This window comes from Salinivibrio sp. MA607 (assembly GCF_001996245.1).
Lineage (GTDB): Bacteria > Pseudomonadota > Gammaproteobacteria > Enterobacterales > Vibrionaceae > Salinivibrio > Salinivibrio costicola.
Genome location: NZ_MUFJ01000008.1, coordinates 20,416 through 46,470, shown reverse-complemented (window position 1 = coordinate 46,470; position 26,055 = coordinate 20,416). Strand labels below are relative to the sequence as shown.

The window sequence follows — 26,055 nt, the reverse complement described above, 5'->3', positions numbered from 1 at the left end:
TATTATAACCATTAGAGTTCAAATTAAATCTAATTTATTGTTATTTTTGACTGTTTCAGTGAGTAAATGCAAAAAATGGCCTTTAGTCATCGGTTTACCTAAACAACAGGTCGGATGTGCATTGCAACGTATTGCCATCAACCTTACACATAGCATAGCCATCACACTTCGCGTAATGAGAAAAATTCTTTGTTGCATTTCGTAACATTATGCTTAGAATTCTTTCGTACAAACGATAATGGTTATCATAACCGTTCATATAAGGCGAAGGACAACACGACTATGGAATTGACACCGTTTAAGCGCAACCTGATTGCGCTCTCACTATTTGCGGCCCCATTTGGCGCTAATGCGGCGACCCAACAAGAGGTCGTGGCACATTATGCAGACATTGCTCACGCCGTTTTTGCTGATGCTCACACAACCGCGGTTGAACTCGACAGTGCACTGAACGCTTTTATTGCCGAACCTTCTGAAACAACCCTTCAGGCAGCCAAAAAGGCGTGGCTAGATGCACGTGTGCCTTACCAACAGTCAGAAGTTTTTCGCTTTGGCAATGCCATTGTCGATGACTGGGAAGGACAGCTCAATGCTTGGCCTTTGGACGAGGGGTTAATTGATTATGTCGCGGATGGCTATCAGGCAGAACTAGGTAATGCCGGAGCGACAGCTAACATTATTGCGAATCAACGCATTCAGATTGGCGCCACCGATCTTGATGTTACTGACATCACGCCAACACTGCTCGCAAGTTTAAATGAAGTGGGCGGCTCAGAAGCCAATGTGGCATCGGGCTACCATGCCATCGAGTTCCTGTTGTGGGGGCAAGATTTAAACGGCACCAACGCAGGAGCCGGTGAGCGCCCTTATACCGATTTCGCCTATGGTGAAGCGTGTACCCATGACCATTGTGATCGTCGTCGTGATTACTTGAAAGCGGCTGCTGATCTATTGGTTGATGATCTGGCGTGGATGCGTGATCAATGGGCCGAGGGTAACAAAGATAATTACCGTGCGAGTCTGCTTGCCGATTCAAGTGAGAATGGCCTACGCAAAATGCTATTTGGTATGGGATCACTGTCGTTAGGTGAACTGGCGGGGGAGCGAATGAAAGTCGCGCTAGAAGCCAACTCAACCGAAGATGAGCATGACTGTTTTTCTGACAATACGCACAATTCGCATTTTTATAACGAGCAGGGCATTTACAATGTCATGACGGGGACATATCAGCGCGTGAATGGTAATACCTTATCGGGACCGTCAGTCCTTGATTTGGTTAGAGATAAAAATGCCGATGCCGCAGAGGCAATTAAAGCCAGCTTTGATCAAGCCCAGCAGCAAGTTAAAACCTTGGTTGTTTCTGCGGAGGACAACAACGTGCATTTTGATCAGCTGATTGCTGCTGGTAATAACGAAGGGAATCAACTGGTCAACGCATCTATCGCGGCGCTGGTGGATCAGACCAAGCATATTGAACAAGCGGCGCAAGTGATTGGTATTGATAACCTGAATCCAGACACCGCTGATCACCAATTCTAAACGACATATTATTCTAGTTAGCCCCGTGGTACGGGGCTTTTTGCCTTGTCAGGACACACTATGAAGCCCAATGTCATTGCTTACCTCAACGTGACATGTCTTACTTTTTTGGTGACCACCTCCGCACTTGCGTTCGAGCGCACATCCGGTGGGGGAACAACCGTTATCAAGGAAGGACCGAACGCCTTTTCTCAACCTGCCGCTAACCTGCCGATGAGTGAGCGCATTGATTTCAGTGTCGGTAATAGCTTTTTTCGTAATCCTTGGGTCAGTTCACCGGCATCAACGGATGCCCGTGACGGCCTTGGCCCATTATTTAATACTAATGGCTGCCAAAATTGCCATATCAAAGATGGGCGAGGCCATCCTCCATCGCCAGGTGATATCAATGCCGTTTCCATGTTGGTTCGGCTGAGTGTGCCAGCGATGAGTGAAGCGGAAAAACAAAAGCTGATCCAATATGGCAATATTCCAGAGCCCAATTATGGCGGTCAACTTCAAGATTTTTCCTTACCAGGCGTCAAGCCAGAGGGCAAAATAGCAATCAGCTATCGCGAAGTACCGGTGACCTTTGAAGACGGTGAGACTGTGACATTACGCCAGCCAAACTTAGCTATTACAGACCTTAATTATGGTCCGATGGCAGAGAATGTGCAGCTGTCAGCGCGGATTGCACCACCGATGATAGGTCTTGGGCTACTCGAGTCGATCCCCGCTGAGGCGATCTATGCGTACGCCGATCCTGAGGATGCCAATGGCGACGGCATTTCCGGGCGCCCCAACCAAGTGTGGGATATCGACACACAGCGTACCGCACTGGGGCGGTTTGGGTGGAAAGCCGGATTACCCAACGTGAATCAACAAAATGCAGCCGCTTTTAATGGCGATGTCGGGCTAACAACCTCGATGTTCCCTCATCACAACTGTATGCCGTCGCAGTCGGTGTGCGACGATATGCCCAATGGCGGCGATCCCGAAGTGAGTGATAATATTCTCGACTTTGTTGAATTTTATGCTCGCCATCTCGCGGTTCCCGCGCGTCGTAACATCCAAGACTCGCAAGTCCAACGAGGGCAAGAGATGTTTGTTAATGCTGGATGTAACGCTTGTCACGTTGAGTCGTTCACAACAGCAAAACGTCCTGATCTGGCGGCACTGAGTGAACAAGAAATTCACCCTTATACCGACTTACTGTTACACGATATGGGAGAAGGACTAGCGGATCACCGTGGTGAGTTTATTGCGAACGGCCGAGAATGGCGAACAGCACCACTTTGGGGGATTGGTTATACCAAAGAGGTTAATGCTGATGGTACCTACTTACATGACGGTCGTGCTCGAACGTTGATGGAAGCCGTTTTATGGCATGGTGGCGAAGCCGATGGCACCAAACAGCGTGTACTGGCGATGCCAAAAGCGGACCGTGATGCACTGATTGCATTTTTACGTTCATTATAAAAGCACTTATTATAAAAACACCATGCTGGAGTCTTGTGGTATGCGTTTTCGATTTAATCCTATTGTGGTGCTTACGCTCAGCGCCACCGTGTTGCTCGGCGGATGTTTGTCTCAAGCTGAGACAGGGCCTAATCATGGCCTTTGGCAACTACAAAAACAAAGAAGCGAACAGTTTCTCTCTGCAACCAAGGCGCTTGCGCAGACCACGCAATCGGTTTGCTCGCAGGGCACGGATGTGGATAAGGCGCGTCAAGCATGGAAGAAGGTTATGACCGCTTGGATGCCTTTACAAGGCGTAGAAAAGGGCTCAGAGCAAGCCTTGGCACAAAGTTGGCGGATTCAGTTTTATCCTGACAAAAAGAATACCACCGGACGGAAAATGAATGCCTTGCTGGCCAGTGATACTACCTGGACTGCGGATGCATTAGCGGATCAAAGTGTGGCCGTGCAAGGTGTCGGCGCGATGGAATGGTTGTTGTATGATCACCAAGCGGATTTAACTCAGCCAAAACACTGCGAAGTAGCCATGGCCGTCAGTGGGCGTTTGCAGCAAAGTGCAACGGCATTAACCCTAGCGTGGCAGAAAAACCCGTGGTTAGGGATGCCATCTTCGATGGCCACGGCAGAAAAACTTGGCGCACTGACACATCAGCTCGATTATGTGCTTAAAAAGCTTGCCGGCCCTTTGGGCAAACCTGGTTTTCCTAACCCCTACCAAGGAGAAGCCTGGCGATCGCGGCACTCTCTAACACTATTAAGCGAGAGCATTCAAGCGATGCAAGTTCAATATCACGCTGAAGGTGGTATCGAGCAAGCGCTACGCGAGCGAGGCAACCATCAGGTGGCCGATCGTGTTAGCGAGCATTGGCAACTCGCCTATGACAGTGTGCCCAAAGACGGCGAGCCGCTGTTTGATAGGCTCAACAGCGTACCGGGTTATCGTGACATGCTCACCGTCTATAACAATCTGGAATATCTAAAACTCGTGTTGGGTGGTCAAGTCGCACAAGATTTAGGCATTGTTGTGGGGTTTAATGCAACCGATGGCGATTAGTCAGAAACGCCGCCGTTTACTCAAGGCGGTGCTAATGGGCGCGGCTTTACCCACCGTCGTAAATACATTGAGTGGTTGTCGTGGTAATACCGCAGCAGCGCGGTGTGAGTTACTGGGCTGTGCGCTGAGTCGTGATGGCTCTTTCGCGGTGGTTGGCGCTGATCCGTCTGGGCAACCCGTTTTCCGCCTACCATTGCCGGATCGGGGTCATGGTGTCGCTGCTCAGCGACGAGAGGTTGGAACGCTAGGGGTGGCATTTGCGCGCCGGCCTGGTGATTTTATGCAGGTGTTTGACTACCAACGTGGAGTGACGTTGTCACGAGTAAGGGCCGCCTCCGATCGTTATTTTTATGGACACGGTGCCATTTCTGATGATGGAAAATGGTTATATACCACCGAGGGTAAACGGCAAACCAGCGAAGGTGTGATCGGTGTTTACCAATTAACCGCGCAGGGGCAGGTAAAAAAAGTGCGTGAAATAAGCGGCTTTGGCATTGGTCCTCATGAGTTAGCGCTGGTGGATACTAACATGTTAGTCGTGGGTGTCGGTGGCATGCATACTGATGGACGCACAGTGTTAAACATTGACGCTATGTCACCGGCACTGGTCTATATCGATATCGACAGTGGCAAAGTGATCGAGCGCGCTGAGCTTGCAAATAAGAAGCTCAGTATTCGTCATTTAATGGTGTCAGATGAGGGTTATGTGGTGACAGGTCAGCAATACCATGGTGCTGATAACGCCCCCCTTGTCGCGATTCATCGCCGTGGTGAGCCGATGAAAATGCTTGATGCTTCACCAGAGCAGTGGTCGCGTTTTAATAACTATGTTGCCAGTATTGCTACCCTCAATGGCTGGATTGTCGCCACGTCGCCCCGTGGCAATTGTTATGGTATTTGGTCGTTAAATAGTGGCGAGTTACTTGGACTGCATCCGCTGATAGATGCTTCTGGCGCGAGTCGCGATGGTGATGTGATTAACCTCAGTGCGGGTAGCGGTAAAATGGTGACGCTAAATAATGCACACCATCCGGATTATAAAATGACGCCAGTCCGATGGGATAATCACTGGATAACCTTAGTGTAATGAATCCATGATAATGTTCTAAACGGCAGTCAATTTTGGCTGCCGTTTTTGTTTCAATACCTTGCGTTGTGATGAGGAAAAACAGACGTTAATTTTGCTTCTTTGCAGTAAAACTTTGCCATAATCATAACAGGGATGAGGAGGGGCGTATGATGAGAAGGCACGATGCCTGGTTGGCTAACCTTCTGATAGTGTTTTGCTTTTTGGTAAAGCCAGTGATGGCCAATAACGCCAGTGAAACGGGTGGAGTACGGTTACTGACTGAACCGCAGATCTCGGGGAAAAGAGTGCCTGATGATCAAACTGTATCGGCGGATGTTCATCGCCAGCGAGCCTACCAGTATGCGCGCGATTGGCTTGAATCGGCGGCACCGGATGCGACCGTATTGGCCTATCCCCAAGCGCTGACTCAAGACTACCTGGATAATGGATTTTCGTTGATTTGGACACAAGATGCGGCGCGAGATGAGTTAGAAACGCAAGTGAATGTGATTTCACTGGCTGGCTTTAGTCCTGAGTTTGAATGGCGAGCATGGCAATTGCGGCAACTTCGTCAGCAGCCCAGCGATGCGGCCTATGATATTTTTGCTACCGATACCGCCTATGCGCTGCTTCGCTATTTAAGTGTGATCCCCGATAAAGGAATGCAATGGTTTTTTGGCGCGTCTCATCGCACCCCCTTGCCAGCTCCCTCATCGCAAAGGCGTGCTGCTTTATTTAAGGCAGGACTTAACGGGTCACTGGCTCCGTTTTTGCAGCAGCGGCGTCCACAACACTCGCAATACGATGCATTAGTAAAACAAATTGTTCGCTTACAAGAGCAGGCGCAGTCGGTTTGGCCAACGATTCAGGCTGAGAACGTCATATACCCGGACCAAGCGATTGCGACAACGTTAGCGCTTAACTTGGTGGATAATCTGAGGCTACAGGGCTTTTGGGGCAGCTCTGAGCGCTTGGAAGCGATAAATGGCGATACTGTGCGCTACGGTGGTGACTTGCTTCGCGCAGTTGAACGCTTTCAGCAACAGCATGGTTTATCCATGGATGGCATTATCGGCCCAGCAACCGCGAAGTGGTTAAATTTGGACCCACAAGCACGGGTTCGGTTATTGGCACTTAATGCAGAACGGCTGCGGTTGTGGCCTAACGATAACCCCAATCGAATTGTGGTGAACATTCCCGATTATCGCATGCATGTATGGCATGACGATCAAAATGTATTCGAAAGTAAAGTGGTCGTTGGTCGACAATCAAGGCGTACGCCGCTGTTTACGTCGCAACTTGATTCGGTAGTGCTGAACCCCAGCTGGAATGTACCTCGTAGCATTGTGCAAAAAGATATCTTGCCCAAACTGGCGGATGACCAGCAGTATTTGTCTCGCAATCAGTATCGCATTTTGCCTAACTGGCAAAGCAACATCGCTATCGACCCGAGTACGATTAATTGGCAAACCGTGAACGACGACGGCTTCCCTTATCGATTGCAACAGGCACCGGGCCAAGGCAATGCATTAGGAAAGTACAAGTTTAACACCCCAAACAGAAACGCCATTTATTTACATGACACGCCGGCACAAAGCTTATTTAGTCGCTCGCGCCGCGCGTTTAGTTCTGGGTGTATTCGGGTGGAGCAGGCCGAGCAGTTGGCGGATTTGGTGCTGGATTTGTCCGGGAAACAGTTGGCTAACTACCAAGGGTATTTGGATAAAACACAAACTAAGTGGGTGTCGTTGCAAACGCGCCTTTCCGTACAAACCATTTACCAAACAGCATGGGTCACTGAAGACGGCAAGCTCGCGTTTCGCGATGATGTATATGCCTATGATAGTCATGCCGAACGACAAATCACCACTCAGGAGCCGAGCTACTTAACCCAGCAACGTGATATATCCTCATCACGGTCACAGTAGTCTCAATCACGATCACAAGAGTTGACAGTCATAGCCCCGCGCCATCAAGACAGAGAGCGCGGGGCTTTGTTTGTTCACCGCGACGCTTATTCACCGCGACGCTTATTCACCGCGACGCTTATTCACGGCAAGGTACTCACAGCGAGGTTTAGTCACAAGTAGAGGTTGGGGGAGTGGTTAGATGTGGCGCAATATAGCGTTGGTAGCGCTTGGGTTTTAAACGCTTGAGGTCGACTAAAACCAGTCCATCAATGCAGTCGGCGAAATCAGGATCAACACCAAAGTCTAAGAATTGTACGCCGCCAGGCTCACATAGCTCACTGTACTGCTTATAAAGCGTTGGGATCCCGACGCCAAGGTGATCGAGTAACATTTTTAGCTTTTTCAGATCGCGCGCATAGTCGTTGCCACAAAAGTGGTCGAGCAACTCGCTTTGTTTACTTTCGGCGAGTTGATACGGTCGTTTCGATCGCGCACAGCGGTTGTCGCCACGAAAGTAGGTGCGATAAAAGAAGATCAGTAGCTCTTTAGCGGGTTGTGGTATCGCGTTGCTGATAGTGACAGGCCCGAATAAATAACGGTACTGTGGGCGATTAGCGAGTAGGGCGCCAATGCCTAACCATAAATAATCCAGGCTTCGTTTTCCCCAATATTTGGGCTGAACAAAACTACGGCCTAGCTCTAAGCCTTGGTCAAGAAAAGGCTGCATCCCTTGTTCATAATCGAACAAGCTTGCGCTATAGATCCCTCCAAGCCCTTGATGAGCGAGAGTGGCTTGGGTATCACATAAGCGGTATGCGCCGACGATATCGAGCTCAATCGGATCCCACAAGACCAAATGCCAATAGTATTGGTCGTATTTATCAAGATCACGCCGCTGTCCGGTGCCTTCCCCAACAGCGCGGAACGCGACCTCACGTAAACGACCTATTTCGCGCATCACCGGCGAATCGGCTTGATAATCAAGTAAATAAATGAGTTTACCATCGGGTGTCTGTCCGAGTTGCTCGCCGAGTGCAATTGCATGCTTGAGCGCCAGTCGTGGCTCCGGTGAGGCAATCGCAGTTTCGGTGGGAAATAAGCCTTGCTTACGCTTGGCGATCCGGTAGAGGTGTTTACGAAAGAGTTTAACCCGTGTTTTTACCGGAAGGTTCGCGCTGGCACTGTAACTGTGGTGTGGGATCATTTCGCCCACAGTGAAGGCGATGGTGTTGTTCTCTTGTCGAAACATCTCTTCAACCAGTAACAAAGTCGACAAAGGTTTATAGACCATTGACGCACCATAAAAACGGGCAGAATTTCGCCCGTCGACATGAATCGGCAAAATAGGGGCGTTTGATTTACTCGCCATACGTAAGAAGCCAGAGTGCCAAACACCGTCTCGAATTCCTGTTGGTGCGACGCGCGAAACCTCACCGGCTGGAAAGATAATCAAAGCGCCATCACGCTCTAGCCACTGTGTGATTTGTTGTAGATTTTGTTTAGGCGTTCGGCCTCCCATATTGTTGACTGGCAACAGACAACTGTGAAGTGGGCCGACTTGCATGAGTAATTCATTGGCAATAACTTTAACGTCTGGACGCACTGAGCGTACGAGTTTAAGCAGCGCCAAGCCATCCAGTGATCCGATTGGATGATTGGCGATAATCACCACCCGTCCAGATTCCGGGATCCGCTCTTTTTCTCTATCGCTGACCCGATAGCTAAAGTTAAAATAATCCAGCACCTGTTCAACAAACTCGAATCCTTGTAGATGCGGGTAGCGTTCAGCAAACGCTTGAAACTCCTGCTCATGAAGTAAACGCTTTAACGTTTTACTGACGGGGCGCATGAGCCAACCGCGCTGTTCTAACCGGGGATAATGCGACGATAATACTTTATCAATATCTAACATAAGCAGCCCTGCATACAATAAAGCGCACCTGAAAGGTATCCAGGTATCCTTATCTCAGCCTAGAGCGTGAAGGTGACATCTCCTTGGCAGCACAGTTGCAAACTGATGACAGCATGGCATAGTGAGGCCCGTATTTACGTCGTTATCGGCGGCTACCGCACTTATACAAAAGGAAGGCTAACTGTATGGCGTTGCATTATGAGATTGTGCCGGTCACGGCATTTCAACAAAACTGCTCGATTATTTGGTGCGATCAAACTCAAGACGCAGCGATCGTCGACCCAGGTGGTGACGTGGCTAAAATTCGCCAAGTGATTCATTCACTCAATGTCACCGTGACGAAAATCCTTCTTACTCACGGCCATTTAGATCACGTGGGTGGCACAGTAGAATTGGCTAACGCGCTTGATATTCCGGTGATTGGTCCGCACAAAGAAGATGCATTTTGGTTACAAGCCTTACCGGCGCAGGCACAAATGTTTGGTTTTGCCCACGCCGAGCCGTTCGAGCCGGATCAGTGGTTAGTGCAAGGTGATACGGTCACCGTCGGCAAGCATACTTTGTCGGTCTTATTTACCCCCGGGCATACGCCAGGACATATTGTCTTTGTGGATGAAGAAAGCCGTACCGCATGGGTAGGCGATGTGTTATTTAACGGTGGTATTGGCCGTACCGACTTTCCAAAAGGCGATCACGCGACCTTGATTGACGCCATCAAGAACACGCTGCTTCCGGTGGGAGATGATGTGACTTTTATTCCCGGCCACGGACCCACCTCAACGCTGGGCCATGAGCGTAAAACCAATCCTTTTCTTACCGGTGCTTTCTAACCCTTTTCACTAAACTGGCTTGTACTCATAGTACGGGCCAGCTTGTTTGTTTAGAGCCTGTTTGTTTAGAGCTTGTTTGTTTAGAGCTTGTTTGTTTAGAGCTTGTTTGTTTTGTTTAGAAGAGCCTATTTGTCCCAAGACCATTATTGCGTACTGGCAGCAGCCAGATAGCGTCTTGTCACCCCGATAAAGTCTTCTAGGGGGCGATCGAGTAAGTCTTCGCTGATAAAAATGTCATAACCTAACAATTCGCGCATATATCGCATACGATTGGCCAACATCGCCATCAGACCTTTATAAAGCACACCATTGGCACCACGATATGGGGTGTCATCAAACATCATATCTTCCAATGGCTTACTGGGTTTGCTTCCCGCACGACGGTAAGCTGTAATCAGTAATGCCCGTTGAGTCATGATGATATGAGTCACCATTCTCAAGCTAATACCATCTAATAATGCATCATAGTGTTTGATTTTAATCCCCATCCAAGGCAGTGGCTCGCCAAGGCCTTGCGGATAGATTTGAGGGATCCCTATCGTGTCAATATGGCGCCATTTGAGTGCCCAACCGCCACGAAAGCTGTGATGCTGTATATGCATAAATGAGAGCGAAAACGACAGTTGTACGCGCTGCAGAAGTTTATGTATGGCATATAAAATTGCGCCGATAGCGATCAGGCCGATAATGCCTTGCCCAAGTGACAAGGAGGGTTGGATTAAAAAAAAGCATACCAATGCAAATGCGACAACCATTGCGATTAGCATGCTCCATCGCGCCGCTTCAAATTGGGGCGGGTAGATTTTTATTGTCTTGAGTGCATCCATAATCTTCCATTCCACGCCATAGATAAAGCGGCGAGTACAAGCGTTTAGCCAGGATTTACCTTGTAAGTGTACGATGAAAGTGTCTGATTAGTTTGCCTAAAAAACACCGAATAGGTAAACATTTGTCGCTGAATGTCACGAACTTTGCACCGACTAAGGGACGCTTACCTACAAAAGTGAGCTGAAATTTGGTATAACACGCGCTTTGTTTTTCACCCGCTGCTTTCAGCGAGCCTGAACGTAGTGCGTCTGAGTAGGATGATTGAATGAAAATTTCTCACAAACGTAAAGTACAAGGTAAACTCAACAAGCGTGTTAAGGCATCGTCGCCAGCGCGTCAACGTCCCGTAAAAGCGAAACCCGCGGTAGCGGCTAAACCGGCGGTAGACTCTGCAGCAAAAGCGCCCGTTGTGGATACCGTTTCGTCATTCACCCCTAAGCAGCAGCAAGTATTAGACATCGTTAAAGCCAATCCTGAAGGGATCAACCCGAAAGGCATTGGTCTGGCTGCAGGACAAGAAGACAGTAAAGCCGCTTCTTGGGCGACAGGTGCGTTGAAAAAATTGACCGAAGAGGGCGCAGTCGAGCGTGTTCAAATGGCCGCCAACAAGGTGATTTACAAAGCATCTTGATCAGTGTTTGCTCATCCGCTTAAGTCGTATGATTTGTCTTTGTACTTAAGCGGGTGTTCGATAACACCGCCTCTCAGTTACTTCATTTTGCACATGCTAAGAAAATCGGTTTCTTTTCAACTATTTGTTTTCTTTGTGTTAAAAAAGCTTTTCGAAATAATCGTGTTACGTGTATAAAGCATGATCGAGTGCAAAATACTGTATAATCTTCCAGACATCTGTTTAAAACTGCTTATAGTGGGTGTATCCGCTTAGGTTTTAGTCTGGAGGTAAGCCATGGATGCGCTGTCAACCCAGCTGAAAACACCCACAGAGGTTGTTTTCGATTACACGCATTTTTTGTGTGAAAGTCAGCAGCCCAATTGGACTTTTTTCGATATTTTTCGAAGCTTGTTGCCCATGTTTAATACTGTGCTTGAGTATCAAGCGGGTGGCGATCAATCACCACTAACCGCTCAAGAGCGCCTACAGCAAGACGCTGCGCGTGTGATGTCAGTGCGTCATACCGATACATCTAATTTGGTTCAACTGGCCGGTTTGGCTCGTGCGCAAGGAATTAAAGAACTCACTGTATTGATGCCTTATGCTTTAGAGTATCGGCAAATGGAGTCGATAAGCCACCAAACAGGCGCACAGCTTGAATACAGTAATGAAAACCGCGAGTGGGTTAGATTTACTTTCATCTCTGACGCGGATACTTGCCTGCACTGAGGCGCGTACTAATGACGTTGTGCCAATGTTGGATCGACGCGTGCAATCCACTGCTGATTGTGTTCGTAACAGGTTAAACGTGTCAATGTGGGTGTAAACGCAATGATCGCACATGACGTATCTGCGGCCATTGCGGCGTCAATCAGTGCTTCATCGTCAAACCCATGCCGACGATAAATCATCCTGACCTGATTGGTATTAATTCCCCAATGACTAAGCTGCTCGGCGTTCAATGAGCGGGGTGGATTAATGATCGTGATCCACTTTTGCTGTCGTGCTTTGAATGCTAACGCCTGTAACATCGACAGCCAATGGGCATTGATGGGTGTCTGTGCGTTCAACGCAGAAGAATAATAGCTTCCGTCACGCATCTGTACTGACGTTTGCGTCGTTGCTTGATTTGACTCATTAGACATCGCGTACATAAAGCACCTGTATATATGATCATTACTGTATGTATAAACAGTACTTGTTTGTGGACTGCCTCGCAAGTTACTCGTTGACTAATTTGTGATCAAGATCGTGAACAATTTCCACCCGTTTTTAAGCAATTGCTAATGAGATTGATTTAATAACTTGCTAAACTGGCCGCTTTTCATCTTCTCGGAGAAACCATGGAACAAGAATTTTGGCATCAGCGTTGGGCTGAAAATCAAATAGGGTTTCATCGGGACAGTGTGCACCCAATGCTTATGCGTTACTGGTCAACACTTTGTCCAATGCCCGATGAGACAGTACTGGTGCCTTTGTGTGGCAAATCCATCGATTTAAACTGGCTTGCGGAAAAACACGAACATGTGATTGGTGTAGAACTGAGTGATATCGCGGTACGGGCCTTTTTTTCAGAAAACCTGTATACCCCGCAAGTTCACCGTGCGCCGTCGGGTCATACACATTATTGTTTCGATGAGTTGGAGTTGATCAGTGGTGACTTTTTTACTGCACGTTTGAGCCCGACTTCGCTGATCTACGATCGTGCCGCTTTGGTGGCGATGCCACCGTCGATGCGGGATCAGTATGTGCATCGTGTGCGTGATCTTTTAGCGCCGGGAGGCCGCCTATTACTGATCACCTTGTTTTATCCGCAGGCCGATGATAATCCGCCGTTTTCCATCGATACGTCAATAGTGGAAGAGGCGTTTTCAGGGCTCGATATTAGGTTGTTAGAGACGCAAACCGAGCCAGAGGGTGACCGAGGTGAGCAAGTCTGGTTGATAAAAGCCAACGCTTAGTGCTCGGGTTTGATAGAGCCATGCTCGGATAGCGCCGTTTTGCGCTAGACGGTTTTGACTCGAGGTTGATTAGACTGTCGTGATTCCCAGTGGGTAATAAAGAAAACGGCTGCGATAATAATTCCTGCGCCGAGCCATAGCCGACCAGGTGGAACCCAGCTGAATACCAGCCAACCAAAGAGGACGTTCAGCGGCAGTTTAGCGTGATCAAACGGCTGAACAAACGAGGCATCTGACGCGGCATAGGCTTTGGCTATTGCCCACTGTGCGAGTGCGGTGAGCATTCCAGCACCGAACAGCATCCACCATGCCATTGCAGATGACGGCAGTGTCCAGTCAGGCACGGCCAAGAGTAGATTAAATGGGGTGATCAACAAAAGGAGGTAAACGACCATCGTGGTCGGTGGATCGTAGGCTGATAACCGTTTCACCATTAATGAATAGGTCGCCCAAAAGAAAGCGGCGCCTATCGGCAGTAACGTTGCCCATGTAAAACCATTTGACCAAGGTTCTAGGATAATCATCGCGCCACAAAACCCCGCAAGTGTGGCCAAGCTACGTGCAATACCAACCCGTTCACGAAGAAATAGCCCCGATCCTATGGTTGCAAACAGCGGTGATGTCATTAGTAGGGCTATGCCTTGCCAAATGGGAACCGGATAAGCGAGCGCCCATAGCCAAAGTTGGATCCCAATAACAGAAATAAACACCCGCAAACAATGTTGCCCAAGGTGCTGGGTTTTTAAAGATTGGCGAATCCCCAGTTGCTTTAACCAGGGGATCATGGCCACTAAGGCAATGGCATATTGAATAAAAGCAACGGTCGTCGAAGGCAAGCCCAACTTGAAGCTAACATATTGAGAAAGGCTGTTGACTAATGCGAAGCATAAGCCTGCAGTGAGCATCCAGGCCGCGCCTTGGAGGGGATGATGAACTTGTTTCATTACCGTGACAATCCGAAAAAAGACGTACGGATAGTAGCGCAAATTAGGCCTCAGAGCGATCAGAAATCCCCGCTGAGGCCAAGCGTATCATGTGGTTAAGTTGAAAGGGTCGAATAGACGAAAGGAATATCAGGATCCATCGCGTCCAATGTGGCTTGGGTATCGGTCAGATGGCTCACCGTACTGTTTGTCATCTCGGCCAGCGCCACCGACCGAATGTCGTCCCAGTGATAGCCGGCCATATTGGTCGCAATGAGCGCCACTTGAAGCGGGGGTAAACTCGGGTTAAACGCTGCATTTTCGGCATACATCCCAGAGAAAACCGCCCCATCAGATGTTTCAACGGCCACGCCGCTGTAGTTACCCGAATACGGTGCATGACTTCGGTTCGCTGCATCGGCGGCAGCTTTGAGTAGTGGAATATCAATATCGTCTGTGGGTAACGGGTGTGGCGCGTCAGTTAATAAACGTGATTCAACCCCTAAATCGGCAGGACCAAAAGAATCAGGTAAATACGCATGTAACGGTTTGGGATCCGTTTTTGGTAGCTGAATGGTGAGTGACTCTGCACCGTTTAGCTCATTCATAAACTGACGGCAATGACCACATGGGCTGTAGTTGATCGTGATATCGGTTAAGCGAGTTGCCCCTTTGGTCCACGCATGGGCAATCGCGCATTGCTCGGCGTGAATGGTTTGGCCTAGTTGCACCCCTGTGAACTCAATATTGGCTCCCAAGTATAGGGTGCCATCTTCGCCACGAACGATGGCGCCAACGTTAAACGTTGATATCGGAGTCACCGCATAAGCCGCCGCTATTGGCAATAGAGTAAGACGCAATGCGGCGCCAGATAGGCCACTTTCGGCTTCCATTTGCGCCACTTGCTCTGGTGAAAATGTCGCACCAAAGTGTGTGTCAGTTATCCAATCAGAGACAACGCGTTGTAATGCGTCGGGCAATTGTGTCAGTGCATCGGTTAGTGCAGTTCGCATAGCATCACTTCTTAGTCATTAACGGAGGCTCAGTGTAGGGAAGCACTCCTGATAATTATGTGATAAAAGTCACGCATAATATGCAAAACTGATTTCGTTGCTGAAAGTTAGAGTGACATCAATGTTTTTTCGCCTTCTAATTTTGCCAACGCTAACGCTGCAAAAGCCAATGTTGCCAGCGCGAAGGTCACCGGATCCACGATCATTAGAGATAAGACAAAGTCAGATAAAACATCAACGATCTGAGCTCACAACGCGAATAGTGTGAGTGTGAGCTCGAAAGTACTCGGATTTCGCGTCGACGAACAGCTACTGCGTTAATAACGCAGTAATGCCAATAATGAGGCTCGCGGTCGCAATCAACACAATAAGCGGTTTTGTAATGCTAAAAGAGGGATCCCCTAATGCCGATGATTGCGTTGCCGGAGGTGGGGTGAGATCAGGTTGATTTTCCGCCGGTGTGGTTGGCCGTTGCGCAAAGGTTTGTTGGGGTAAAGCAACACGAAAACCAAACTCGCCAACCACGTCAAAGGGGAAGCACTTTTTACCGTTGCGGTAAGACTTAGCCATGAGCGAAGTGACCACACTTTGGTGTTGTGCAAAAGAACTGTCGGGTAATGCGACTTGTTTAAACAAGGTGCGACTTGACAACACCTCGCCTGCGTAATAACAAAGCATTTCGAGCATTCGTGATTCTTCATACGACAAAACCGTGATTGCCTGATCCGTCCAATACAGTGTGCGACTCTCTGGCTCAAAATCTACTTCAGGAAAACGGTAACAGCGTGTATTTACTTTTGTTGTCATCATCAAGCCCACTCCAAACGACAGCTTTTATAAAAGTGTGGACTTAAATCACAGAACTGCAACTCGTTAGCATGTCTTTTTTGGGTCTAGTTATGCAGGCATAATGTTGAATTTTCTGATTTTATAAGGAATAACAATAGATTAAAAAAAGCACAACCGCTATGGCGTCATAACGGTTGTTGAACCTATCGAAAAACACGACATCGTCTATCGAGGCTAACCGACTAATGATTCGACGTAATGGTAGACCGCTTTCAAGATACGGACCTTGTGCTCATCCGCCTGATGATGATCCGCCAGTTGTTGTAGGTTGTCCATGTACGTGGGAAGGTGTGTTTCAAAATAATCGCGGCGGTGCATAAACCATTGTTTTTGTTCATCGTCAGTAAGTGTCCACGGATAGTTGCGGGCACGATAACGAAACAACAGAGGTTTGATGCGCCAATCGTCGACACTCAAGTCAATCCCGGCAAGGTTTTCTGGATCTTGCGCGCGGATAATGTCCATCGCGCTGCGATCACTTTTTGAAAAAAAGCCAGCATACAGTGCGTTATCAACATCTTGATTGTCAAAGGGCTTGGATTGCGCGAAGACAGCCACCAGCTTCTCTCGGATTTCGGGCGCCGCCTTTAGTGCTTTAAGATGTTGAAGACATGCTTCTCTATCCACGCCAAGACGTGCGGCATCGTCAGGACGAAGTACTTTGGCATCGGCTAAGACCGGGCATTTATTGATATGGATAAGCTTTAATGGTGCCGGCAATTGGTCGTCACTCAATGCTTGCCGAGGAGTATATAAACGCTCACGGAGGGCATCGGCATCGAGGGCGAATAAAGGTGAGGGATCGCGGGCAAGATCAACAGTGATCACGGCATTGGGGTTGTCAGGATGCCATGCCACTGGCACAACCCAACTGGTGTTGCCTCGCTCGGTGCCAAACATACCTGAGACATGTACCAGTGGTGTCATGTTGACCACGTCAATCAGGTGCTTAATTTTATTCTTATGGCGGTGAGTGAGAAGGTAATCAAACAACCGGGGTTGCGCGGCTTTCACTTTTTTCGCTAACTCAATGGTCGCGTGCACATCCGCCATGGCGTCATGCGCATCACTGTGTTCAATGCCATTGGCGACGGACAAGTTTTCTAACTTAAAACTGGGCTTACCGTTTTCGTCATGTGGCCATTCAATCCCTTCCGGCCGCAACGCGTAACAGGCGCGCATCACATCGAGTAAATCCCAGCGCGAGTTTCCGTTTTGCCAGCTCCACCCATATGGGTCAAAAAAGTTACGATATAAGGTATAACGTGTCACTTCGTCATCAAACCGAACATTGTTATAGCCAATTACACAGGTGTTCGGTTGAGACAGGGCCGCATGGATTTGGGCAATAAACTCGGGTTCGGGCAGCCCTTTTTTCAGTGCGAGTTGCGGGGTAATGCCTGTGACCAAACAAGCTTCTGGGGCCGGCAAGTAATCATTGGGGGGCTGACAAAATAGCACCAGAGGCTCGCCAATAATATTAAAATCACTGTCGGTGCGAACGCCAGCAAATTGGCAAGGCCTGTCTTTACCCGGATGGGTACCGAACGTCTCAAAGTCGTAAATAAAAAAGGTTGGCTGGTCCGCGTCTGTCACAATCGAATCCAATTTGATCAAACAAAAGAAAGCAGAGTCAATACCCTGCGATAAGTGCTCATGGTAACACTGGCAAGACGTATCACCAATCCTGTCGGTGGTAAGATCAAATGCATCAAAGCCTGCAACGAGGCAGGCTCTGATCAATCATTTACAAACAAAGATGCATTAAGAGGCAAGGCGCTTCAGTGTTTGCTTCGCCTCGTCGATGGCTTTTGTCGCGCTTTCTTCGCCCATAGCGAGGCCTTCTGCATAGACAAACTCAACATCTGTGATCCCAATAAAGCCAAGCACCGTTTGCATATATCCGGTGACATGATCCGTGTCTCCTCCTTTATGCATCCCCCCTCGTGTGGTGACCACAATGGCGCGCTTACCGGTTAGCAGGCCTTCAGGCCCGTTTTCGGTATAGCGGAACGTTACCCCTGCACGGGCAACCAGATCAATCCATGCTTTTAGCTGCACGGGGATGGTAAAGTTATACATAGGTGCCGCGATCACTAGAGTATCGCTTTGTTGTATTTCTTCAATCAGTTGGTCCGATGCTTGTTGCACCTGTTGTTGCGGCTCAGTGAGCTCGTCTGCGCCACGCAAACCACCGACGTTATTTCCTGTTAGCGTAGGCAAAGGAGTCGCCGCCAGATCGCGCTCAATCAGCGTCTCTGGAGACAGGGAATCCACTACACTGTCAATGACTGCGTTTGAGCTAGAGTAGGGGCCGAGAATGCTTGATTTTAAGACCAGCGCTTTCATATATTTCTCCTTAAAATGGGTTGGCGTGATTCAGCACACGTTAGAGTGTAGAGAAACGACACGGTAAAACCAGCGTATAAATTCGTTAAACTTGTTCAAAATTTTTGTTGGGCCCGGTTATTTCTCACGGTAGCGTTGCGCTGAGTGAATAGGGGCGTATGATGTCGCCCGATAGTCGTTCAGAATGTAAAAATAATGTTATAATGCTCGTTGTGTTGACAAAAAACGAAGATCAAGAACGGCAAAGCGCCCGATCAAATCACAAGTCGGCCACTTGTGGGACACAACGGGATTTGAGGAAATGTGCGTGAAAAACTTATTTATGTTAGACGTGGACGGTACGTTGGTAGACAGCTGCCAAATGGACCACGAGTGTTTCAGCCAGGCGATTGATGAAGTCACAGGTTTAGCGGTTCCAGATAATTGGGGAAGCTACACCAATGTGACCGATGCGGGGATCATCGAAGAGTTAATCGACACCCATGGACTCAACCATGACAAGATCAGGCTGTTTAGAGAGATCAAACGGGTGTTTAGGCAAAAATTGGCGGTTAGGATTGCAGAGAAAGGCTTAGCGCCAATTCCCGGCGCGGTGGAATTTGTAGAACACATGCGCCATGTGCCCTCGGTTGAATTAGCCATTGCCACCGGCGGGTGGGAAGAAACCGCACGGATGAAGTTAAAAGCGGCAGGTTTTAATATCGACGGCATTGTATTTTCATCTTGCTCCGATGCCATGAGTCGGAGTGAAGTCATGGCGTTGGCGGCATTTCGAGCCAAACAAGATTACGGTGTGTATTTTGATCGTCGAATCTATTTCGGTGATGGTGTATGGGATAAGCAAGCCACGCAATCACTGAACTATGAATTCGTCGCGGTGGGTGACAAGGTAGAGCACGAGGTGCGGGTGAATCACTTTATCAATCCTCAAGCAATTCTTGGTAAGTTAGGGATTGAGGAAGCTGAGCGTCAATACGCTTAATCCCCCTCGCCCCACATATGCACAACAAGCCGGTTCAGTCTATGAACCGGCTTTTTTTGTACAAAGTAACTGGCACGCGATCATGATGATTGTGAACAGGGTTGCGCTATCTCGCTGGCCTGGTCACTGTCTTGTGACGAAAAATACGCTTGGGTCTCTTCAATCACGACTTTACGCAGCAGTAACAAACCGATGAGGTTGGGGACCGCCATTAAGCCATTAACAATATCGGCAAGAATCCAGATCGTATTCAGTTGAATAAAGGCACCGGATGCAATCAAGCCGATAAAGAATAGTTTATAGATATAAATCGCTTTTTTGCCAAACAAGTACGCGACGCAGCGCTCGCCATAGTAGTGCCAGCCTAAAATCGTCGTGAAGGCGAAAAAGAGTAGGCCGATATTTACTAACATAGGGCCAATGCTGCTCTCCATGCCCACGGCAAAGGCATGCGATGTCATTGCTGCTCCCGCTAATTCGCCTGACCATGATTGCGTTAAAATTAACGTTAACCCTGTCATGGTACAAATCACCAAGGTATCGATAAAGGTGCCTGTCATTGATACCAACCCTTGCTCAACGCAAGAGTCGGTTTTAGCGGCCGCCGCGGCAATGGGGGCACTCCCTAGGCCAGACTCGTTAGAGAACACACCACGGGCAATCCCTGATTGAATGGCGAGCATCATACCTGCCCCAGCAAAGCCGCCGGTGGCTGCCATGCCGTTAAACGCGGACTCAAACACCAGGCCAACCGCATGGGGTAATTGGGATATATTGGCGCCGAGTACCCACAAGCAGGCAGCGACGTATAATACGGCCATCACAGGAACGATTTTGGCGGCGACGGCCGAGATAGATTTAACGCCCCCGATAGTCACTAACGCCACTAGCACCGTAAGGATAGCAGCGACGGCAACGGTGGGAATATTAAACAAATGGGTCGCGGCGCTATTAATGGCGTTCACCTGTGGGAAAGTGCCAATGCCAAAACAAGCCACGCCGATGCCGAATAAGGCAAATAATTTGGCTAATATCGGCTTGCCGGCGCCTTTGGATAGGTACATCATCGGCCCGCCAAGCATATTACCTTTATGATCGGTTTCGCGGTATTTCACCGCCAGTAAACACTCAGCGTATTTGGTCGCCATCCCTAAAAAAGCGGCTAACCACATCCAAAATAGTGCGCCTGGGCCCCCTAACGAAATGGCTGTGGCAACCCCGATAATATTACCGGTACCAATGGTGGCAGATAATGCGGTACATAGCGCGGCAAAACCAGAGACATCGCCTTGGCTGGTGGCATCAGAAGGTTTAAATATTTGCTTGAGCGCAAAGGGCAAACGGCGGAATTGGAGCAAGCCCAAGCGAACGGTAAAAAAGAGCCCGGTACCGGTTAATAACAATAAAAGCGGTGGGCCCCAAATCCAGCCGTCAACGGTGGCGAGAAGCGCGGGTATATCGGGTAGTTGTGAAAAAAATGGCATTAATCCCCCTTTAAACATCAAAGGAGAAGATAGACCACACTAATATTAACAAAAGTGCTACATATTGGGGTGGGTATCTCCTCTGTCCTTTTGCCTGAGAGTTTCACTTGAAAACAAGCTTGCTCCTTCGGCGCCCGAATTAACGGGTCTCTCCAGAGTTTCCTCCAACAGCAGTCCATACAATTAAGTGCCTGAAAGATTTACTTCTTCGGCGGATGGCATTTGCCATCTCTCTCCTGCTGTCTTCATCGGAACGTCGTTATGACGGAAAGTATGATAGATCACAGAAATATGAATGCAATGCAAAATTAAGTGAACAGGGCATTGTTCTTCTGAAAAGGTAAAAATTATCGCTTTATAGAAGGTTCTACTGGCTATAGATGCCGCGTGATATGTGTCAGTTGCCTGAGTGTTTCTTGCACTTATTAACGCCCGTTTTTAAACGAGGTGGCTCAATGTTATAAGACATTGGCCGATATTATTATTACCATTAATCGGTAACCACTGACTCAACGAGCCCTAGCATGACCACTTGGAACGAACTTTTAGGCGTGAATGCCGGCGAAACGGCCGCGCAGGTTAAACAACGCTATAAGCGACTTTCTAGCCGTGTGCATCCGGATAAAGGTGGCAGCACTGGGTTGATGCAGCTGGTCAGTGAAGCATACCAGGCCGTTAAATCAGGGAAGGGTGACGATAGCGCTTTAGGGCAAACGCAAAACGAGGGAAGTCAGGCGGCGTTACGTAGCCAGATTGCACGCCTGCAAAAAGAGTTAGCGGTGTTGCAGCAAGAAAATCGCACCCTCAAATCTCGTCAGGCCGGCCAACAAATACCGGCACACCTCACGGCTAAAATTGCCAAACTTGAGTTTGATAACCGCCAGTGGCGAGAGCAGTACCAAAAACTTGAGCGTCAGCACCAATCATTAGACGGACAACATGCGCGCCTGACACGTGAGCACGACAAAGAAAAAAAAGAGGCCACACAACGCAACCGTGAGCTTAAAGATGCGTTAGCGCGCGTGGAACAGCTAGAAACGGAGCTAACGCATAAAGCCACTCCAGTCACTTTAAAACCGGCTAAACCTGGGCTGGCTTGGCGTTGGGTATTGGCCTCGTGGTGCGCCATTGCGCTGGTAATGGTGCCTTTTGGGCAATGGCAACGGTGGCTTGCTCCACTTATCGGTGACAGCCAGCCTGATACCGCGCAACGTGTACGTATCATTAATCCCAAGCCACCAGCCTCTGAGCCGGTTGATACTGTTGCCGCCACTCAGTCGCCCGCAGCACCGCCACCGAGTTTACCGGCCGCGCCGATGATTGAACTCAACCCGACGGCAGAAAAATGGCATATCAATCAATATACTGATATCGCCCAGCCGTATCTCGCGCTGCGTAGTCAACAAGGCTCATACATCGTGGCAAATTGCGTGGGCGATTTTTACATCTATTTGAACCGCAGTTATCAACCGTTGCGCGTGCCACCTAATCTCGATTACGTCGCACAGCGGCAGCATTTTCATGTGTATGCGATTCCTTATGGCCAAGGGGCATCTACCGATAGTTGGCAATTAGCACGTAAGGTACAAATATTCGATGACACCTTTGTGAGTGCTGATCTGACCCCGAAGTTAAGGGCGTTTGAACAATCGTGCCGACAAACATCGGATCTTACTGCGGTGAACCGTGAGTAGGCAGCGTTACCGCGAGTGTTCTCGGTTAAAGATGGCAACCGTCAGATAGAAGGAATTTCAACTCAGTATCGCCTGAATGTATTACACTGATCAGTAAGCAATAACACTTATTTGAGGCCAGTCACTATGCTCGATCAAGCGATGTTCGCGCACCAATTTGAGCCACCGCGGCAAGACAGTGCAAGCGGCGTATTTCGGCGCCACAAGATAGCGGTGTCGCATTCGGTATCGCTCGAAGCGTGTGTGTCCGGGATAGGCATTCCGGCTTGGTCGGAAACGCGCACAGCCGCAAGCCAAGATGCGGGCGTGGTGAAAACGATGATGGCGCAGGGTGCCAGTGTGATCGGCCAGGTGCAAATCGATCCGCTCGGCTTTAGTATCACCGGATTCAATCCTTTTTATGCCGAACTTCGCAACCCCCACTATCGTCAATACCGTGTGGGTGGTGCCAATGCCGGTATCGCAGTCGCAGTGGCGAAAAAACTGGCGGATCTGGGTTTAGGCAATGATGCGTTCGGGGGCGTGCGGATCCCCGCCGCGCATTGCGGCCTCTATGGCTATCGGCCCACGCCTGGTTTGGTCGATACTACCGGGATAATCGCCATGGCTGATACCTTTGATAACATTGGCGTGTGCAGTGCGAGTCTCGGACATTTAAGCCAGTTTCAAGAGCTGGTGGCAAAGCCCTCAACCGCGGTCACCAATATTCAAGGTGTGGTCATTGCTGAGCCAATTTTTGCCTTGTTTTACTCGGATGAAGCAATGAAGCAGGTCTACCAACACCTCGACAAGCTTCACCTTCCCCAAGAAACCACCTTAGCGATGAATAAATTAGTGCTTACTCGGGTAGAGAAAACCCAAGTCGCGATTGCCAGTCAAGAATTTTTACTGATGTATCAAGCTTGGCTAGACAGCGCCGAACTTGACTTACCTACCTCAACCCAAAGCTACCTTGAACGGCTGCGGGAAGTGGATTACAAAGCCCATTATCAGGCCAAGAAAACGCGCAAGCAGCTTCGCGATACCATTACCGCCATGTGGCCGAGTGATAAGGTATTGATTATGCCTTCAACACCAGGCGCGATTTTGCCCCGTGATGCAGACCAACCCGCCAGTGATACCTTTAATCTCGCCCAGCGCCGCCTTATGGCGTTAGCCGATGTGTGTGGATTACCACAATTAACAATGCCTTTATTCACTCACGATAACGTGCCCTATGGGATAACGTTACTTGCTCATCCCTATAAAGATAAGTTGTTGATGGAAGTTGCGCGTCGATGGTTAAACTAAAGGATGGATTGCTTCCTTATCCTCAGCTTCGTCAAGAAATTTCTATAAAAAACCTTTTTACCTCGATAAACGCATGATTTATATGTTTTAAATAAGTTTTATGTTGTGCATTTACTATCAACAGAAACTGTGGATAACTGGTTGGATTAGTCGGTGTTTAACTTTTTAACTACCTGATATTTAACAGGTTAACTTAGTGACTCATGAGTTTTGGCACGCAAGCCTCGTGGTATAAGAAAGTGACAAATTGGCTGTCACCTTCCCGTAACGTTTCGGAGACGCCCAATTAACGCATCCACGTTATTCACAAAACACGATCTATCGCTAAACCTATCACTTTTTAGCGGATTTTATTTTGTATTGCGTTTTGCAATGGCTACGTAAGACGTGCTCTGACCGTAGGGCCTGATGCTTGGTTTTACGCCCGCGCGTCCGCTCACGCCATACCTTAAAGCTGCGTGGTTTTAACTCGCGCCGCATCAAAGCGATGACGTCATCCTGACGCAAGCCATACAGCGTCTCAATCGCCTCAAAGGGGGTTCTATCTTCCCACGCCATTTCAATGATCCGGTCAATGTCTCCCGGTTGCTCGTTCAATGCCATATCGGTCTCCTTGCTCTAGTGGCAAACAGTACGCGTCGAGCATGAAAGACCGATCAGCGTGAGTCCTCAGACTGAGCAATGCTTTTATCCTTGTTTTTGGGATATTTAGAAATAAATAGCGAATACAGTCAGTTACGACTGGGCGTTTTTAATAAGGGTAAAAAACGATTTTTATCCTAACGGCCTGTTGTCACAGGCTATTATTTCGTTATTCTATAGTTCACTGCCGCACAGGCAGCTTAGAAATGACCCAAAATATTGCCACGCGGGGTTAGACGGTTCACTGCCGCACAGGCAGCTTAGAAACTTTAGACGTAAAATCACCACGAGGCTTTCTAGTTCACTGCCGCACAGGCAGCTTAGAAAGTGACGGGTTGCAACAAATGGCAACCGGTGCGGTTCACTGCCGCACAGGCAGCTTAGAAATGTAACCACCGCGATTATCAAGCTAGGCAAGCGTTCACTGCCGCACAGGCAGCTTAGAAATACGAGATAGGCGACTACTACGGCGGCAGTCTGTTCACTGCCGCACAGGCAGCTTAGAAAACTCCATCAAGCGCGTTAACCGCAGCTAGTACGTTCACTGCCGCACAGGCAGCTTAGAAAAGCTTAGAGTCTCGCTCTTTGCGCAGAACACCGTTCACTGCCGCACAGGCAGCTTAGAAATGGCGCGGTTTGTGACCGTGACCAGTGTAAATGTTCACTGCCGCACAGGCAGCTTAGAAACAACGAGGGACGGCCATTTGGTGATCGCGAAGTGTTCACTGCCGCACAGGCAGCTTAGAAATAGCACGTTTTTTGCATTCATCATAATCAGGAGTTCACTGCCGCACAGGCAGCTTAGAAAAAATCCACGGCATAGCCTGATTCGACGATCGCGTTCACTGCCGCACAGGCAGCTTAGAAATGATAACCCAAAGCCACAAGGTGACGGAGAAAGTTCACTGCCGCACAGGCAGCTTAGAAATGCTCCGTGTGTGACTTACGGTCTCGGTCATCGTTCACTGCCGCACAGGCAGCTTAGAAAAAGTGAACAAATCGACCGCTTGCGCCTGACTGGTTCACTGCCGCACAGGCAGCTTAGAAAGATAGAGACTTCTCACACGTGGGCGCGGGTTAGTTCACTGCCGCACAGGCAGCTTAGAAAAAGGAGCCAGCAATGGACAAAGACGAACTACGGTTCACTGCCGCACAGGCAGCTTAGAAAGCCGAGGGGATGCGCAGATAACGTCGACAACCGTTCACTGCCGCACAGGCAGCTTAGAAAAGATTAACGACCTGGCCGTCTGTCACGATCGAGGTTAATCGTTGGCCTCAATGTCGGATGGCGCGCGGTGCAAATCACACCAAGCTTGTACGATCGAGTTGGCGCTTATGCCGACCTACGCGAACTTTAACATCGGTGGTGCCATTGGCGTACATTGGTTATCGGAACAGCCACTTTTGGCCCGATGATACCATTGGCGTAGGTGACACAAGCCCCAGCACGGTGTTGGATATGAGCACATTGCCAACGGGCGCCTGTCACGATCGATGTTAATCGTTGGCTCCGATGTCGGATGGCGCCAGTTGCACTGCGCGCGGCGTAAGTGATACCAAGTTTGTTCGATCGAGTTAGCGCTTATGCCGACCTACGCATAGGCAGCTTAGACACTGAAAATAATTGTTTTTTTGATGTCAGTTCATTGTTAGTG

22 protein-coding genes, 1 CRISPR repeat array and 2 riboswitches are annotated in these 26,055 nt (G+C 48.9%); of the genes, 12 read left to right on the top strand and 10 right to left on the bottom strand.

The features are described 5' to 3' along the window. Positions 1 to 282: 282 nt before the first annotated feature. From BZG81_RS05620 to BZG81_RS05600, 5 genes are all read left to right on the top strand, one after another. Positions 283 to 1,539 carry an imelysin family protein gene (locus BZG81_RS05620; RefSeq protein ID WP_077676934.1) on the top strand — a complete coding sequence of 419 codons (1,257 nt, stop codon included), beginning with the start codon at positions 283 to 285 and terminating at the stop codon, positions 1,537 to 1,539. A 60-nt stretch (positions 1,540 to 1,599) separates the two neighbouring features. Further along, positions 1,600 to 2,997, top strand: a complete 1,398-nt coding sequence (locus BZG81_RS05615) for a di-heme oxidoreductase family protein (RefSeq protein WP_077676933.1) — start codon at positions 1,600 to 1,602, stop codon at positions 2,995 to 2,997. Positions 2,998 to 3,037: 40 nt separating this feature from the next. After that, a complete protein-coding gene (locus tag BZG81_RS05610) occupies positions 3,038 to 4,051 on the top strand; it encodes an imelysin family protein (RefSeq protein ID WP_158011829.1) in 1,014 nt (337 codons plus the stop codon). Further along, positions 4,032 to 5,138, top strand: coding sequence for a DUF1513 domain-containing protein (locus BZG81_RS05605; protein WP_077676931.1), 1,107 nt, complete (start codon positions 4,032 to 4,034; stop codon positions 5,136 to 5,138). Before BZG81_RS05610 ends, BZG81_RS05605 begins: the two co-directional genes overlap by 20 nt. 149 nt (positions 5,139 to 5,287) lie before the next feature. Further along, positions 5,288 to 7,048 carry a L,D-transpeptidase family protein gene (locus tag BZG81_RS05600; protein WP_077676930.1) on the top strand — a complete coding sequence of 587 codons (1,761 nt, stop codon included), beginning with the start codon at positions 5,288 to 5,290 and terminating at the stop codon, positions 7,046 to 7,048. A 148-nt stretch (positions 7,049 to 7,196) separates the two neighbouring features. Here BZG81_RS05600 and BZG81_RS05595 read toward each other — a convergent pair whose 3' ends face one another. After that, positions 7,197 to 8,942 carry a GNAT family N-acyltransferase gene (locus BZG81_RS05595; RefSeq protein WP_077676929.1) on the bottom strand — a complete coding sequence of 582 codons (1,746 nt, stop codon included), beginning with the start codon at positions 8,940 to 8,942 and terminating at the stop codon, positions 7,197 to 7,199. Positions 8,943 to 9,127: 185 nt separating this feature from the next. Between BZG81_RS05595 and BZG81_RS05590 the strand changes: the two genes are divergently transcribed. Then, complete coding sequence (locus tag BZG81_RS05590; RefSeq protein ID WP_077460613.1) at positions 9,128 to 9,772, top strand: MBL fold metallo-hydrolase; 645 nt, start codon at positions 9,128 to 9,130, stop codon at positions 9,770 to 9,772. Between the two features lie 143 nt (positions 9,773 to 9,915). On the opposite strand, the gene BZG81_RS05585 is transcribed toward BZG81_RS05590, so the two are convergent. Beyond that, positions 9,916 to 10,599: a DUF2982 domain-containing protein gene (locus tag BZG81_RS05585; protein WP_241827360.1), complete on the bottom strand. Its 684-nt coding sequence runs from the start codon at positions 10,597 to 10,599 to the stop codon at positions 9,916 to 9,918. Between the two features lie 266 nt (positions 10,600 to 10,865). Here BZG81_RS05585 and BZG81_RS05580 point away from each other — a divergent pair, with 266 nt between their 5' ends. Both BZG81_RS05580 and BZG81_RS05575 read left to right on the top strand, forming a co-directional pair. Next, positions 10,866 to 11,231, top strand: coding sequence for a hypothetical protein (locus BZG81_RS05580; RefSeq protein ID WP_021023613.1), 366 nt, complete (start codon positions 10,866 to 10,868; stop codon positions 11,229 to 11,231). Between the two features lie 276 nt (positions 11,232 to 11,507). Continuing rightward, positions 11,508 to 11,942, top strand: a complete 435-nt coding sequence (locus BZG81_RS05575) for a hypothetical protein (RefSeq protein WP_077676928.1) — start codon at positions 11,508 to 11,510, stop codon at positions 11,940 to 11,942. Between the two features lie 8 nt (positions 11,943 to 11,950). On the opposite strand, the gene BZG81_RS05570 is transcribed toward BZG81_RS05575, so the two are convergent. After that, positions 11,951 to 12,358 carry a hypothetical protein gene (locus BZG81_RS05570; RefSeq protein ID WP_131825315.1) on the bottom strand — a complete coding sequence of 136 codons (408 nt, stop codon included), beginning with the start codon at positions 12,356 to 12,358 and terminating at the stop codon, positions 11,951 to 11,953. A gap of 198 nt (positions 12,359 to 12,556) precedes the next feature. On the opposite strand from BZG81_RS05570, the gene BZG81_RS05565 reads away from it, so the two are divergent. Then, on the top strand, positions 12,557 to 13,174 hold the full coding sequence (locus BZG81_RS05565; protein ID WP_077660811.1) for a thiopurine S-methyltransferase: 618 nt from the start codon (positions 12,557 to 12,559) through the stop codon (positions 13,172 to 13,174). A gap of 44 nt (positions 13,175 to 13,218) precedes the next feature. On the opposite strand, the gene BZG81_RS05560 is transcribed toward BZG81_RS05565, so the two are convergent. From BZG81_RS05560 to BZG81_RS05540, 5 genes are all read right to left on the bottom strand, one after another. After that, a complete protein-coding gene (locus tag BZG81_RS05560) occupies positions 13,219 to 14,118 on the bottom strand; it encodes a DMT family transporter (protein WP_174566346.1) in 900 nt (299 codons plus the stop codon). Positions 14,119 to 14,213: 95 nt separating this feature from the next. Beyond that, positions 14,214 to 15,110, bottom strand: coding sequence for a cytidine deaminase (gene cdd, locus BZG81_RS05555; RefSeq protein WP_077676927.1), 897 nt, complete (start codon positions 15,108 to 15,110; stop codon positions 14,214 to 14,216). A 309-nt stretch (positions 15,111 to 15,419) separates the two neighbouring features. Next, a complete protein-coding gene (locus BZG81_RS05550) occupies positions 15,420 to 15,920 on the bottom strand; it encodes a hypothetical protein (protein WP_241827359.1) in 501 nt (166 codons plus the stop codon). A gap of 213 nt (positions 15,921 to 16,133) precedes the next feature. Then, positions 16,134 to 17,555, bottom strand: a complete 1,422-nt coding sequence (gene sbcB, locus BZG81_RS05545) for an exodeoxyribonuclease I (protein ID WP_025744587.1) — start codon at positions 17,553 to 17,555, stop codon at positions 16,134 to 16,136. Between the two features lie 168 nt (positions 17,556 to 17,723). After that, positions 17,724 to 18,308: an FMN-dependent NADH-azoreductase gene (locus tag BZG81_RS05540; RefSeq protein ID WP_077660813.1), complete on the bottom strand. Its 585-nt coding sequence runs from the start codon at positions 18,306 to 18,308 to the stop codon at positions 17,724 to 17,726. A 307-nt stretch (positions 18,309 to 18,615) separates the two neighbouring features. On the opposite strand from BZG81_RS05540, the gene BZG81_RS05535 reads away from it, so the two are divergent. Beyond that, on the top strand, positions 18,616 to 19,290 hold the full coding sequence (locus tag BZG81_RS05535) for an HAD family hydrolase (protein WP_236719564.1): 675 nt from the start codon (positions 18,616 to 18,618) through the stop codon (positions 19,288 to 19,290). An 80-nt stretch (positions 19,291 to 19,370) separates the two neighbouring features. On the opposite strand, the gene BZG81_RS05530 is transcribed toward BZG81_RS05535, so the two are convergent. Continuing rightward, positions 19,371 to 20,774 carry an alanine/glycine:cation symporter family protein gene (locus BZG81_RS05530; protein WP_077676926.1) on the bottom strand — a complete coding sequence of 468 codons (1,404 nt, stop codon included), beginning with the start codon at positions 20,772 to 20,774 and terminating at the stop codon, positions 19,371 to 19,373. Positions 20,775 to 20,854: 80 nt separating this feature from the next. Continuing rightward, positions 20,855 to 20,932: riboswitch (glycine riboswitch) on the bottom strand. A gap of 3 nt (positions 20,933 to 20,935) precedes the next feature. Then, positions 20,936 to 21,023, bottom strand: a riboswitch (glycine riboswitch). A 275-nt stretch (positions 21,024 to 21,298) separates the two neighbouring features. On the opposite strand from BZG81_RS05530, the gene BZG81_RS05525 reads away from it, so the two are divergent. Next, positions 21,299 to 22,468: a J domain-containing protein gene (locus tag BZG81_RS05525; protein ID WP_077676925.1), complete on the top strand. Its 1,170-nt coding sequence runs from the start codon at positions 21,299 to 21,301 to the stop codon at positions 22,466 to 22,468. A 126-nt stretch (positions 22,469 to 22,594) separates the two neighbouring features. Next, positions 22,595 to 23,758, top strand: a complete 1,164-nt coding sequence (locus tag BZG81_RS05520; protein WP_077676924.1) for an amidase family protein — start codon at positions 22,595 to 22,597, stop codon at positions 23,756 to 23,758. A 333-nt stretch (positions 23,759 to 24,091) separates the two neighbouring features. On the opposite strand, the gene BZG81_RS05515 is transcribed toward BZG81_RS05520, so the two are convergent. Next, positions 24,092 to 24,361 (bottom strand): TIGR03643 family protein, encoded by a 270-nt coding sequence (locus BZG81_RS05515; RefSeq protein ID WP_021023599.1) that lies wholly within the window; start codon positions 24,359 to 24,361, stop codon positions 24,092 to 24,094. Between the two features lie 218 nt (positions 24,362 to 24,579). After that, positions 24,580 to 25,628: a CRISPR direct-repeat array (repeat unit 28 nt; unit sequence GTTCACTGCCGCACAGGCAGCTTAGAAA). Positions 25,629 to 26,055 lie beyond the last annotated feature (427 nt).